This is a genomic window from Allobosea sp. BK604, assembly GCF_004341515.1.
GTDB lineage: Bacteria > Pseudomonadota > Alphaproteobacteria > Rhizobiales > Beijerinckiaceae > Allobosea.
Genome location: NZ_SLZF01000015.1, coordinates 48,315 through 61,336 on the forward strand (window position 1 = coordinate 48,315; position 13,022 = coordinate 61,336).

At 66.9% G+C, this 13,022-nt stretch carries 13 protein-coding genes; 4 read left to right on the forward strand and 9 right to left on the reverse strand.

The genetic code is table 11. The annotated features are described in order from the left end of the window. Nucleotides 1–80 precede the first annotated feature (80 nt). From pdeM to EV560_RS33260, 3 genes are all read right to left on the reverse strand, one after another. The gene (pdeM, locus tag EV560_RS33250; RefSeq protein ID WP_248312334.1) at nt 81–788 is read right to left on the reverse strand and encodes a ligase-associated DNA damage response endonuclease PdeM; all 708 of its coding nucleotides are present in this window, start codon (nt 786–788) and stop codon (nt 81–83) included. Further along, nucleotides 785–3,274 carry a ligase-associated DNA damage response DEXH box helicase gene (locus EV560_RS33255; protein ID WP_131860159.1) on the reverse strand — a complete coding sequence of 830 codons (2,490 nt, stop codon included), beginning with the start codon at nt 3,272–3,274 and terminating at the stop codon, nt 785–787. Before EV560_RS33255 ends, pdeM begins: the two co-directional genes overlap by 4 nt. Before the next feature lie 68 nt (nt 3,275–3,342). Beyond that, complete coding sequence (locus EV560_RS33260) at nt 3,343–4,302, reverse strand: class I SAM-dependent DNA methyltransferase (protein WP_165923757.1); 960 nt, start codon at nt 4,300–4,302, stop codon at nt 3,343–3,345. 40 nt (nt 4,303–4,342) lie between these two features. Between EV560_RS33260 and EV560_RS33265 the strand changes: the two genes are divergently transcribed. Together EV560_RS33265 and EV560_RS33270 are read left to right on the forward strand one after the other, a co-directional pair. Beyond that, complete coding sequence (locus tag EV560_RS33265) at nt 4,343–5,398, forward strand: ligase-associated DNA damage response exonuclease (protein ID WP_131860161.1); 1,056 nt, start codon at nt 4,343–4,345, stop codon at nt 5,396–5,398. Beyond that, nucleotides 5,395–7,023 (forward strand): cisplatin damage response ATP-dependent DNA ligase, encoded by a 1,629-nt coding sequence (locus tag EV560_RS33270; protein ID WP_131860162.1) that lies wholly within the window; start codon nt 5,395–5,397, stop codon nt 7,021–7,023. Before EV560_RS33265 ends, EV560_RS33270 begins: the two co-directional genes overlap by 4 nt. A gap of 6 nt (nt 7,024–7,029) precedes the next feature. Here EV560_RS33270 and EV560_RS33275 read toward each other — a convergent pair whose 3' ends face one another. The 5 genes from EV560_RS33275 to EV560_RS33295 form a co-directional block, all read right to left on the reverse strand. Beyond that, nucleotides 7,030–7,434: a hypothetical protein gene (locus EV560_RS33275; protein ID WP_131860163.1), complete on the reverse strand. Its 405-nt coding sequence runs from the start codon at nt 7,432–7,434 to the stop codon at nt 7,030–7,032. Between the two features lie 31 nt (nt 7,435–7,465). Beyond that, entirely contained in the window at nt 7,466–7,822 is a 357-nt protein-coding gene (locus tag EV560_RS33280) for a hypothetical protein (RefSeq protein WP_131860164.1), read from the reverse strand. Nucleotides 7,823–7,826: 4 nt separating this feature from the next. Next, nucleotides 7,827–8,129 (reverse strand): YggT family protein, encoded by a 303-nt coding sequence (locus EV560_RS33285; RefSeq protein ID WP_207908178.1) that lies wholly within the window; start codon nt 8,127–8,129, stop codon nt 7,827–7,829. A gap of 127 nt (nt 8,130–8,256) precedes the next feature. Beyond that, nucleotides 8,257–10,245 carry a sodium:solute symporter family protein gene (locus EV560_RS33290; RefSeq protein WP_131860166.1) on the reverse strand — a complete coding sequence of 663 codons (1,989 nt, stop codon included), beginning with the start codon at nt 10,243–10,245 and terminating at the stop codon, nt 8,257–8,259. A gap of 19 nt (nt 10,246–10,264) precedes the next feature. Then, on the reverse strand, nt 10,265–10,522 hold the full coding sequence (locus EV560_RS33295; protein WP_131860167.1) for a DUF4212 domain-containing protein: 258 nt from the start codon (nt 10,520–10,522) through the stop codon (nt 10,265–10,267). Between the two features lie 309 nt (nt 10,523–10,831). On the opposite strand from EV560_RS33295, the gene EV560_RS33300 reads away from it, so the two are divergent. Together EV560_RS33300 and EV560_RS33305 are read left to right on the forward strand one after the other, a co-directional pair. Then, the gene (locus EV560_RS33300) at nt 10,832–11,512 is read left to right on the forward strand and encodes a response regulator (RefSeq protein ID WP_131860168.1); all 681 of its coding nucleotides are present in this window, start codon (nt 10,832–10,834) and stop codon (nt 11,510–11,512) included. A 73-nt stretch (nt 11,513–11,585) separates the two neighbouring features. Next, the gene (locus EV560_RS33305; RefSeq protein WP_131860169.1) at nt 11,586–11,855 is read left to right on the forward strand and encodes a DUF6460 domain-containing protein; all 270 of its coding nucleotides are present in this window, start codon (nt 11,586–11,588) and stop codon (nt 11,853–11,855) included. A gap of 9 nt (nt 11,856–11,864) precedes the next feature. Here the strand turns inward: EV560_RS33305 and EV560_RS33310 are convergent, their stop codons facing one another. Next, entirely contained in the window at nt 11,865–12,902 is a 1,038-nt protein-coding gene (locus EV560_RS33310) for a GlxA family transcriptional regulator (RefSeq protein WP_131860170.1), read from the reverse strand. Nucleotides 12,903–13,022: the final 120 nt, after the last annotated feature.

The following is a 13,022-nucleotide window of genomic DNA, read 5'->3' on the forward strand; positions in this document are numbered from 1 at the left end:
TCGCACGGAGGCGAAGGGCGCGGCGTCGTTCCGAAGCGGCGCCCTGATGCCACAAGCCCCGCGCCGACGCAACCCATTGTTCAGTCGGCCAACAGCAATCGCCGGTCTATCCTGAACAATCTGCCATCGCCTAGCATATGTGCGGTCACTGTCTCCCGGAAGAGCGGCCGGAAGGCGGCGTCGCGCAGGTTCAGCCCGCCGGCATAGGCCCCCATTGCCGGCATGATGCAGCGTCGTTCCGAGAGTGCGAAGCAGCGCCGGCGCAGGGCCCGGCCGCGCATCCTGACCTTGGCGGCCGGGTGGAGATGGCCGGCGATCTCGTAATCCGTCTCGGCCGGATCGGGCTCATGGCGCAGCGCCACGCCGCAGAGGCTGAGCATCGCGGCGGTCTCGCCGCCCATCTCGCCGCTGATCTCAGGGTCATGGTTGCCGGTGACCCAGAGCCAGTCGCGGCCCTTCTGCAGCAGGCGCAGGCTGGCGAGGTTTTCGGCGCTGATCCGCTCCTCGGCGCCGCGATCGTGAAAACTGTCGCCGAGCGCGATCACGCGGGCGGGGTCGTGGCGCAGGATCGCGGCCGCGAGCGCGGCCAGCGTCGCCGTCGAATCATAGGGCGGCAGGAAGACGCCACGCGCCGCATAGGCCGAGCCCTTCTCAAGATGCAGGTCGGCGACGATCAGCGTCCGCTCATCCGGCAGGAAGAGCGCGCCGGAAAGATCGGGCATGATCGCGAGCCGGCCGAGCATGAAGGCCTCGGCGGCCGCGGGGAGGGCATTTGCCGCCAGGTTCACGCCATCGCCTCTTCGAGCATCGTCGCTTCCGCCTCCGCCAGGATCTCGTCCGCCGCCTCGCCATGGACAGCCTCGCGGCCAATCTCCAGCATCACCGCGACGCTGAGCGGCGAGACGTGATCGAGCGGCTGATGGACGATATGGCCGCCGATTCGTGTCAGCATTTGAGCGAGACGGCCGATATCGAGCAAGCCCGTCGCGGCATCGGCACGTGCGGCACGCAGCAGCACATGGTCCGGTTCGTGCCGGCGCAGCACGTCATAGACGAGGTCGGTCGACATCGTCACCTGCCGTCCGCTCTTCTCCTGGCCGGGAAAGCGCTTCTCGATCAGCCCGCCGATCACGGCGCAGGCGCGGAAGGTGCGTTTCATCAGGGCCGATTCGGCAAGCCATTCCTCGAGGTCGTCGCCGAGCATGTCCTCTGCAAACAGCTCATCGAGCGAGAACGCTCCGCGCGCGATCGCCGCCGACATGTCGCCGAGCGTCCAGACCGCGATGCCGTAATCGTTGCAGACGAAGCCGAGCGGCCGCATCCGGGCGCGCTCCAGCCGCCGCGTCAGCAGCATGCCGAGCGTCTGGTGGGCGAGGCGGCCCTCGAACGGATAGGCGACGAGATAGAAGCGCCCGCCGCGCGGAAAGCTCTCGACCAGGAGCTCACCCGGCTTGGGCAGACGCGATTTCAGGCGCTGCGCATGCAGCCAGGCCGAGACCTCGTCCGGCAGCTTGTCCCAGTCCTTCGGCGACCCCAGCATGGCGCGGACGCGGGCCGCGAGGAAGGTCGAGAGCGGGAACTTGCCGCCGGCATAGGACGGGATTTTTGGATCGGTGCCGGCCCTGGTGCGCGAGCACACCACCTCGTTCTCGATGATGCCCTCGAAGCGCAGCACCTCGCCGGCGAAGACGAAGGTGTCGCCCGTCGTCATCGTCTCCGCGAAATACTCTTCCAGCTCGCCGAGCACGCGGCCGCCGCGCGTGAGCATGCCGGGTTGTCCCGGCTTTCCGGCGCGCAACCGGCCGAGCCGGACCTTGAGCATGGTCGATTCGACGATCGTGCCGACATTCATCCGGTATTGCTGGATCACGCGCGGATTGCTGGCGCGGAAGAGCCCGTCCTTGCCCTGCCGCAGCTTCGCGAAGCGCTCATAGCTGCGCAGGGCGTAGCCGCCGGTCGCGACGAAGTTCACGGTCGCGTCAAAGTCCCCGCGCGCGAGATCCATGTAGGGCGATGCCGTGCGCACCTCCTCATAGAGCGCATCGGGATCGAACCCATCAGAGCAGGCGACGCCGAGCACGTGCTGGGCGAGCACGTCGAGCGCGCCGATCCGCGGCGGCGGTGTGTCCTGCGCGGCTTCCGCCACCGCATCGAGCGCGGCCCGGCATTCCAGCAGCTCGAAGCGATTGGAGGGTACGAGCAGCGCCTGCGAGGGCTCGTCCATGCGGTGATTGGAGCGGCCGATGCGCTGCATCAGCCGGCTCGCGCCCTTGGGCGCGCCGATATTGATGACGAGATCGACATCGCCCCAGTCGATGCCGAGATCGAGCGTCGAGGTGCAGACGACGGCCCTCAGCTTGCCCGCCGCCATCGCCGCCTCGACCTTGCGGCGCTGCTGCGCGTCGAGCGAGCCGTGATGCAGCGCGATCGGCAGGTTGTCGTCGTTGATGTGCCAGAGCGCCTGGAACATGAACTCGGCCTGCATGCGCGTATTGACGAAGACCAATGTCAGGCGGTGGTCCAGGATGGCCTTGTAGACATCGCGCACGGCATGGCCGGTCGTGTGCCCGGCGAGGGGGATCCGGCTCGCCGTATGCAGGATGCCGATCTCGGCGCTCGCCCCGCCCTTGACCGTGACCAGCCCGGCCGGCGTGCCGGAGCCGCCGAGGAAGCGCTGCAGGTCGGCCGGCTCGCGGACGGTCGCCGAAAGTCCGACCGCCGAGAGCTTTGGCGCCAGTGCCCGCAGGCGGGCGAGGTCGAGCGCGAGCAGGTCGCCGCGCTTGGAGGTGACGAGCGCGTGCAGCTCGTCGAGCACCACGCGCTTGAGGTTGGCGAAGAAGGGTTTTGCGTCGCGATGCGAGACCAGCAGCGCGAGCTGCTCCGGCGTGGTCAGCAGGATGTCGGGCGGGCGGGCGATCTGGCGGGTGCGCTTGGCGGCGGAGGTGTCGCCGGTGCGGGTCTCGACCGAGATCGGCAGCGACATCTCGCGGATCGGCGCCTCGAGATTGCGGGCGATATCGACGGCGAGCGCCTTCAGCGGCGAAATGTAGAGCGTATGCAGCCCGTCATAGTCGCCATTGCTCTCGGCCAGCTCGACCAGCGATGGCAGGAAGCCGGCGAGCGTCTTGCCCGCGCCGGTCGGGGCGACGAGCAGGGTCGAGCGCCCGGCACGCGCCTCTTCCAGCAGGGCGAGCTGGTGCGGCCGCGCAGTCCAGCCGCGGCTGGCGAACCAGGCCGAAAAGCGTTGCGGGAGGAGGTCGGCGCGCGCGTCCATTCTGAACAAAGATAGAACGGGTTGGCGCGGGAGGGAATGGCTCAGCGCCCGTCCTCGAGTGGCGCAGGCTATCCCCGCTCCGCCACGACCAGCAGCCCGGGCACCGGCTGGTCGCGATCATGCCGTGTGCTGGCGTCCTCGATCCGCAGCGGCCTGAGCCTCGCCTCGTGCAACCTCTCGCGCAGCCAGAGCTCGGCATGGGCGAAGCGGCGATCCTCGCCGACGATGACGCCCTCGCCGCCATGGCTCTGCACGGTGAAGGCGATCAGCCCGCCGGTCTTCAGCACGCGCGCACTCTGGGCGAAGGCGGCGCCGAGATCGCCGAGATAGACGAAGACATCGGCCGCGATCACGAGATCGGCCGATTTGTCCGGCCGGCTGGCGAGGAAGCTGGTCAGGCCCGCCACCGCGAGCTTGTCGTAGAGCGGCTGGCCATCGGCCGTGGTCTTGGCGCGCGCGCGCTCGATCATGCGCGGGGAGAGATCGCAGCCGGCGAGGAAGCCGCTCTCGGCCCGGATCGCCTCGCCCATCAGCCCGGTGCCGCAGCCGAGATCATAGACCGTCTCGAACCGGAAGCTGAGATTGTTCAGCGCACAGACCCGGCCGAGCGCCTCCTTCAGCAGGGCGGGCGCGCGGTATTGCAGCGCCTCGATCAGATGGCTGTCGAAGCGCTCGGCATAGCCGTCGAACAAGGTGCCGGAGAAATTCTCGGAGGTCGCCTCCGCGGCCGGCATGGCGCCGACGCGGGCGAGGTCGAGCCTGGCGCCGAAATGGTCGGCCGGGTCGAGCACCAGGCATTGCCGCCAGGCCGTGGCGGCGTCCTCGTTGCGACCGAGCGCCTCCTGCGCCAGGCCGTAAAGATGCCAGGCGGCTGTGAACCCATAGGCTTCGGCCAGCGTTTGATCGAGGATCTCGATCGCCGCCTTGGCGTCGCCATCCTTGAAGGCAGCCTCGGCCCAGGCATAGCGCCGGTCGAGCGTCGGGTCGCCGGAGCTGGCGGAATGTGCGCTGCTGCCCTTTTCAGTCATGGCGTGCGGTTTATCTGAGGAGCATGACATTGAACAGACGATGCGCCCCTCCGAGCTGCTGATCCCGACCCCGGCCGGGCTCTATTGCCCGCCCGCCGATATCCATATCGATCCCGTGCGGCCGGTGGCGCGCGCGCTGATTACCCATGGCCATTCCGACCATGCCCGCGCCGGTCACGGTGCTGTGCTGGCGACGCGCGAGACGCTGGCGATCATGGCGCTGCGCTATGGCGAGGGCTTCACCTCGTCGCAGCAGGTGGCCGAGCCCGGCGCGGTGACGCGGATCGGCTCCGTCGATTTCCGCTTCGTGCCGGCGGGACATGTGCTCGGCTCGGCGCAGATCGTGGTCGAGTGCAATGGCCTGCGCATTGTCGTCTCCGGCGACTACAAGCGTGAGCGCGATCCGACCTGCGCCGGTTTCGAACCCGTCCCCTGCGATATCTTCATCACCGAGGCGACCTTCGGCCTGCCGGTCTTCCGCCATCCGCCGGCGCGTGAGGAGGTCAACAAGCTGCTGGAATCGGTCAGGCTCTTCCCGGAGCGCACGCATATTGTCGGCGCCTACGCCCTGGGCAAGGCGCAGCGCGTCATGGCCCTGATCCGCGAGGCAGGCTACGAGCGGCCGATCCATATCCATGGCGCCCTCGCGACGCTGACCGAGTTCTACGAGGAGGAGGGCGCGCCTCTGGGCGAGACGCGCCTTGTCGCCGCGAGCGAGCGCAAGGCGCTGGGCGGCGAGATCGTGCTCTGCCCGCCGAGCGCGATCCAGGATCTCTGGGCTCGCAAATTTCCCGATCCGGTCACCGCTTTCGCCTCCGGCTGGATGCGGGTCCGGGCAAGGGCACGCCAGCGCGGCGTCGAGCTGCCGCTGATCATCTCCGACCATGCCGACTGGGACGATCTCCAGGCGACGATCCACGAGACCGGCGCCGGCGAGATCTGGGTCACGCATGGCGAGGCCGATGCGCTGGTGCATTGGTGCGGCACGGTCGGCCTGAAGGCAAAGCCTCTGCACCTCGTCGGCTATGGCGACGAGGGCGAGGCCGAGCCCGAGCTTGCACCGAACGAGGCTACGCCGAGCGAGGCCCCGCCATGAACCGCTTCGCCTGGCTGCTCGACCGCCTCGCCTATGAGCCGCGCCGCAACGCCAAGCTGGCGCTGATCGCCGATTACCTGCGCAGCACGCCCGATCCCGATCGCGGCTATGCGCTCGCGGCGATGACAGGCGGGCTCGTCTTCCAGAATGCCAAGCCCGGGCTGGTCCGGGCGCTGATCGCCGAGCGCACCGATCCGGTGCTGTTCGCGCTCTCCTACGATTATGTCGGCGACCTCTCGGAGACGGTCGCGCTGATGTGGCCGGCGAAGCACGGCGCCAACGCCGTGCCGCATCTGCCTGAAGTCGTTGCCGGCCTGCGCAACTCGGGCAAGACCGAGCTGCCCCGGCTGATCGCGTCCTGGCTCGATGCACTCGACGAGACCGGGCGCTGGGCGCTGCTGAAGCTGATCACGGGAGCGCTTCGCATCGGCGTCTCCGCCCGGCTCGCCAAGACGGCTGCGGCCAGCATCGGCGGCATCGCGCCCGACGAGGTCGAACACGTCTGGCATGGGCTGGAGCCGCCCTATACCGAGCTTTTCGCCTGGCTCGAAGGCAGGGCGCCGCGGCCGCAGGCGACCGATCCCGCGCCGTTCCGCCCCGTGATGCTCTCGCATGCGCTCGAGGATGGCGATTTCGCCAAGCTCGACCCGGCCGCCTTCCAGGCCGAGTGGAAATGGGACGGCATCCGCGTCCAGGCGGTCAGCGGCACGAGGCCAGACGGCACGCGCGTGACGCGGCTCTATTCCCGTACCGGCGAGGATATCGGCGCTTCCTTCCCGGATATCCTCGAGGCCCTGCTGCTGGACGGCGCGCTCGATGGCGAGTTGCTGGTACGGCGCGAGGAGGCCGTTCAGAGCTTCAATACGCTGCAGCAACGCCTGAACCGCAAGAGCGTCACCCCGAAGATGCTGGCTGAATACCCGGCCCATATCCGCGCCTATGATCTGCTCGTCGACGGCGAGGAGGATATCCGCGAGCTGCCGCTCGGTGAGCGCCGCAAGCGGCTGGAGAATTTCGTCTCGCGGCTCGCTTCGCCGGCGGTCGATCTGTCGCCGCCGATCCCGTTCGGAAGCTGGGAGGAACTGACTGCCGCGCGCGCCGATCCAGCCTCGGCGGGGGCCGGCGCCGATGCCGAGGCGGTCGAGGGCTGCATGCTCAAGCGGCTCGATTCGCCCTATTTGCCCGGTCGACCCAAGGGCTACTGGTACAAATGGAAGCGCGATGCCCGGCTGGTCGATTGCGTGCTGATGTATGCCCAGCGCGGCCATGGCAAGCGCTCGTCCTTCTATTCCGATTTCACCTTCGGCGTCTGGCGGACGTCGCCGGAGGGCGATGAGCTCGTGCCGGTGGGCAAGGCCTATTTCGGCTTCACCGATGAAGAGTTGGTCGAGCTCGACCGTTTCGTTCGCCGCAACACGCTCAATCGCTTCGGCCCGGTGCGCGAAGTCACGCATGAGGCTGGGAGCGGGCTCGTGCTCGAGGTCGCCTTCGAGGGCTTGCAGCGCTCGACGCGGCACAAATCCGGCCTTGCCATGCGCTTCCCGCGCATCAGTCGCATCCGCTGGGACAAGCCGCCACGCGAGGCCGATCGCATCGAGGCGCTTGAGCAGCTCCTGCCGGCTTGATCCGGTTCAGGCTCGAAGGAGTGTATTGGCGAAGGCTGCAGCGAGAAGCCCGGCTGCAGCTAGCGCGTGATAGGCGGCAAAGCGCAGAAAAGCCTCGCGGCGCGCTTGCGCGAACAGGCCCTGCGCTTCGCTCTCCGCCGGCCGCTCGGACTTGTCGAGCATCAGCCAGATCTCGGTGCGCTTATAGGGACGCGACAGTGCCTGGCGGGCCATCATCACCAGCCAGAGCGCGACGAGCAGCGCGCAATAGCCGCCTCCCTTCAGCGCGGTGGAGAGATTGGCTGATAGCCCGACCATCAGGCAAAGCGTCGCCAGCCCGGCGAAACCGCAGGCCCGCGCGGTCGATATCTCCGCCAGTGCCCGCAGGCGTCGGCGCAGTCGGAAGGCTTCGGACTCGGGCGCATCAGGCATGGCGACCTCGGGCCGGCCGCCCTTGCGCCCGTCATCCCGACAGGCCCGTCACGGCCGGCAGTGCCAGAATAAGCACCCCCACCAGCCAGATGCCAAGCGAGGCCGCATCACTATTTCGTCGTCCGGTCGCGCGTTCGAAGATCGCTGCCGGCACGCCGGCGAGGATGAGGCAGGACACCGCCACGAAGAGCGAGGTGAAATAGAACAGCAGGATCGGCGAGGAGATGAAGAAGGCCGGGGCCAGCAGGAATTTGACCAGGATGAAGGCCGGGTCGAAATAGGGCGAGAAATGCATGCCGGAAAGCAGGGAGAAGCCGGCGATGCCGACCAGCAGCCCATCCTGCCGCGCCAGTTTCTCGCGTTCGTCACTGTCGGGACCGAGGCTCATGGCGTCACCCTGATGCGGCGGGCAGAAGGCCGAGCATGCGCACCGCGTAGAACAGCACGAAACGCAGCAGCAACAGCCAGACCACGGCAAAGAGATTGAGGAGCGGCGCCGGCACCAGCGCGGGCGTCACCACCCGCACGACATTCAACACCGGATCGGTCATCTGGCTGAAGACGCGCCAGATGACCTTGTCGCTGTCGGGCGGGAAGAAGAGCGACAGGATATAGCGGCCGAGCAGCGTATAGATCAGCGCGGCCAGGATCAGATTGGGCAGGTGAAATACCCAGAACCCGTCGGTGGCGGTCAAGCAGATATCTCCAGCGGCGGCCCATGGCGAATTGTCGAAGATGCCGGCGGCGCCCCGCCATCGCCAATGGGGAAGGGGCAGGACGCAAGGTCCCGCCCCCGGTTTCGTCATCGTGTCGCGCTGCGGATCAGACGGTTTTCTCTTCCATCAGCGTGCCGCCGCGCGGGCGCCGGCAAGCGTCGACGAAATCCATCATCTGCTTCGACGGCGCTTCGGTCAGCATCGACACCACGTACATCGCCAGGAAGCCGGCCGGCAGGCCGAACAGTGCCGAGGAGATGTTGTTGATGTTGAACCAGCCGATTTTCGAGGCGAGCGGGTTGGTGACCAGCGCAGGCCCCGCCGCGACTGCCGGGTCGGCCAGGAACTTCGTCATGGCTTCGGCCGAGATCAGCGGAGCGCCGGTGACCGGGTTCAGCAGCGAGCCCATGCCGAAATACTGCACGCCGAGATGCGGGTAGTATCTGGTGATCACCAGGTAGAACAGTGTCAGTCCGAAGCCCACCGTGATGCCGGCGATGGCACCTGCGGAATTGGCGCGCTTCCACCAGATGCCGAGCACGAGCGCCGGGAACAGGCCGCCCGCCGCCAGCGAGAACGCCCAGGACACCATCGCGAGAATGTCCGAGGGCCTAGTCGAGGCGGTATAGGCGGCGAGGATCGCGACCAGCACCAGCAGGACCCGCGACACGATCAGTCGCCGCGCCGTCGGCGCGTTCGGATCGATAATCTTGTAATAGACGTCGTGCGAGAGCGCGTTGGCGATGGCGAGCAACAAGCCGTCCGCAGTCGAGAGCGCGGCGGCGAGGCCGCCGGCCGCGACGAGGCCGGTGATGACATAGGGCAGGCCGGCGATTTCAGGCGTCGAGATCACCACCACGTCGGTGTTGATGCCGAAATCCTGAAGCCGCAGCACGCCGGTATGGCCGGAGACTGCGCCGCAGGCGGCCGTGATGGCTTGCACGCTTTCCGCCGCCTTGCCGCAGATCGTCACCAGCCCGAGCTTGCCCCAGCTGAAGACCCATTGCGGCATGTCGGCGAGATTCTTGCCGATCAGGGTCGAATAGACCTCGAGCTTCGAGAACGCCGCATAGGCCGGCGCCGTGAAGTAGAGCAGGAAGATGAAGAGCAACGACCAGGCGACCGAGATGCGCGCCTCACGCACCGACGGCGTGGTGAAATAGCGCATCAGCACGTGCGGCAGCGAGGCCGTGCCGACCATGAGACACAGGATCAGGGCGAAATAGTTCGCCGGGCTGTAGTTCAGGAACGGCTGCGTGTGCGGCTTCAGCGAGGCCGTCGTGGCGAGGTTGTTCTGCAGGAAGCTCTGCTCGAGATTGGAGATCTCCTGCAGGGCCTGGCCATAGGTGAGCTGCGGGATCGGCAGGCCGTATTTCTGGGCCGAGAGAATGACGACCGGGACGAGATAGGCCACGATCAGCACGATGTACTGCGCGACCTGCGTCCACGTCACCGCCCGCATGCCGCCCAGCATCGAGCAGACCAGGATGCCGGCGAGGCCGACATAGACCGCAACGGTGAAGTCCATATCGAGGAAGCGCTGGGCGATCAGGCCGGTGCCGAAGATCTGCGCCACCACATAGGTGAAGGAACAGGCCAGCAGCACGATGACGCCGAGCAGCCGGGCAGTGTTGCCGCCATAGCGTGCCGAGAGGAAGTCCGGCACCGTATAGGCGCCGAATTTGCGCAGGAACGGCGCGATCAGCACCGCCACCAGCACATAGCCGCCGGTCCAGCCCAGGACGAAGGCGAGGCCGTCATAGCCGAGCAGGAAGAGCGAGCCCGCCATGCCGATGAAGGAGGCGGCCGACATCCAGTCTGCACCGGTCGCCATGCCGTTATAGAAGGCCGGCACGGAACGGCCCGCGACGTAATATTCCGAGACTTGCACCGTCCGTGAGATGATGCCGATGAAAGCATAGACCAGGATGGTGAAGCCGACGAACATATAGCCGAGGACTTTGTTCGGGACGCCGGCCCGCTCGAGGATGGCGACCAGGATGATAAAGGCGACGAATCCGCCCGTATAGATTCCGTAGATGCGGCCGAGACTGGATGTGAACCCAGCGTTGCCGGCTTGCGCTTCGCTTGACATGATTTCGCTCCCCCCGGGCTCAATCGTCTTCGGCCACGCCGGATTCGCGGTCGATCCTGTCCTGAGCCTTGGCGAACCAGAACAGCATCACGACGAACGCGATCAGTGAGCCCTGCGCGGCCATGTAGAAGCCGAGCGGGAAGCCGAAGAATTTAATCGAGTTGAGTGGGACGACGAAGGCGTGGACGATGTAGCCGAAGAATACCCACAGAGCCATCATGACGATCATCAATCGGCTCGTCTTGGACCAATGTGTATCGTGTTGTTCTGATTGCATCGATGTTCCCTCCCCCTGCGTTGCCGGATTATGTTTTCGGCTTCGCGGATTTTGATCGGCTGGATCGTATTGAGCTCCTTAGTCGAATTCCGGACGCTAGGTTAATCTATGGCTTCAGCAGAAAGAACGTGAACTAAAGACGTAGTTCTTTAGCCGAAACGAATGCGCGCTGCCTTTCAGCAAAGTCGACGCCCGATCACGGGCTTGGCTGATTCGATCGGTCGACCGCATTGCCTCTGCGGCGTCGTCATGCTTGAGGTCGTGGCGGCGCGGGAGCAGGATAAGTCACGTCGTCGGCGAGGAAACAGGATGAATCGGCAACCCTCCATTCGCATCGTGATCGCGGATGATCACCCCCTCTTCAGGGGCGCTCTGCGCCAGGCCGTATCCCACGCGCTCGCCAGTGCCGAGATCAGCGAGGTCGGCTCGCTCGAGGCGCTGACCAAGGCGCTGGCCGAGGACGCCGATGCCGATCTCGTGCTGCTCGATCTCACCATGCCCGGCGTCCAGGGTTTTTCGGGGCTGCTCTTCCTGCGCGCCGATCATCCCGAGATCCCGGTCATCGTCGTCTCTGCCAATGACGACCCGGCCGTGATCCGCCGCTGCATCGAGTTCGGCGCGCTCGGCTTCCTGCCGAAGACGGCCGAAATGGAGCAGATGGGAGAGGCGATCCGCGCCGTGCTCGACGGCGGTGTCTGGACCCCGCCCGGCATCGATTTGAGCGCCCCGGTCGATGCCGAGATCGCCGACATGGTTCGCCGGCTCTCGACGCTGACGCCACAGCAGGTGCGCGTGCTGATGATGCTGTCGGAAGGGCTGCTCAACAAGCAGATCGCCTACGAGCTCGGCGTCTCCGAGGCGACGGTGAAGGCCCATGTCTCGGCCATCCTGACCAAGCTCAATGTCGACAGCCGCACGCAGGCGGTCATCGCCGCCGCCAAGATCGCGGGCGCATCCTGGGCCACGGCCGGCGCTTCGGCCACCGCCTGACGGCTGGCTCTGGCCGTTCAGGCAGGGTTCAAGCGTGGCGTGATGTTACGACCGCTCAGGAGAATGTCCGGCCATGGCCAACGGTAGTTTCGAGCGCTTTCTCGGTGGGTCGCCCCTCGGGGTCCTCGTCCGGCTGATCTTCATCTCGCTGCTGGTCGGCGCCGCGATGGCCTTCCTCGGCCTGTCACCGCGCGGCCTCTTCGATGCGGCGCTGCGCTTCGTCCGTTCGCTTGGCGATCTCGGCTTCGGCGCCGTGCGCGAGGTCGGCCAATGGGTGATCGCCGGCGCGCTGATCGTCGTGCCGCTCTGGCTGCTCTCGCGGCTCTTCGCGTCGCGGCGCTAAGGTCTGTACTCATACTGGAGCGTGCTGTGATCGGGCGAAGGCCGGCACCTGGAAGCGCCGCCGGTAGGCGCCGGGCGTCAGGCCGGTCACGCGCTTGAACAGCCGGCGGAAGAAGGCGGCGTCCTCGTAGCCGACCTTCCAGCTGATCTCGTCGGCCGGCGCATCGGTGCGTTCGAGCCGGCGCTTGGCATCCTCGATCCGCAGGCGCTGGACATAGTCGATCGGCGCGAAGCCCGTCGCCTCGGTGAAGCGCCGCTTGAACGTGCGCTCGGCGAGCCCCGAACGCCGCACCATCTCCTCGACCGGGCTCGCGACCGAGAAATGCGTCGCAAGCCAGGCTTGCGCGTCCCCGATGGCGGCGTCGCCGTGATCCGTCCGGCCCTGGAAGACGATATAGGGGGCAAGCCCGTCATGATGCCATTGCAGCGCGAAGGACCGGGCCACGGCCTGTGCTGCCGTCGCGCCGACATGGCGGGCGATCAGATAGAGCATGAGATCATGCCAGGTCATCGAGGCGCCGGAGGTGATCAGATCCTCGCGCCTGCCCGAGACGACGAGCACCTGATCGGGCCGTAGCGGAACCTGCGGGAACGCGCGCGCGAACTGGTCGGCATAAGCCCAGTGGACGGTCGTCTCCTGGCCGTCGAACAGCCCGGTCTCGGCGAGCAGGAACACGCCCGAGCAGGCCGAGCAGAGCAAGGCTCCGTTCGCATGCATGCGCCGGGCCCAGTCGACGATCTCGGGGTAGCGGCCGGGTGTCCAGCCATCGGGCCCGAGCAGGATCGATGGCACGATGATGATGTCGGTGGCCGCGACCTCCGCGACCCCCAGCCTCGCCTCCACGGGCAGGCCGCTCGCCAGCGCCACGCTGCCGCGTTCGGCCGCAACGATCTCGACCGCGAAGGGCGGCTCCTCAGGCAGCGCCGGGTCGATACGCCCGAGCATCTTGAACGCGCCGAGCACGTCGTAGATGCCGCTCAGCGTCGAGATGACCGCATCGGGAATGGCGACCAGGCTGACATGCAGCGGTCGTGTCGTCGCTGACATTCGAACGCCTCCCTGGCACCAACGAACCGTCCCTGGCCGATCTCGCACTCCCGGGGCGGCCGCCCCCTCGCCATCTTTCGCCCGAGTTCGGCGCAATGGGTGCGGAAACGCAAGGACGGA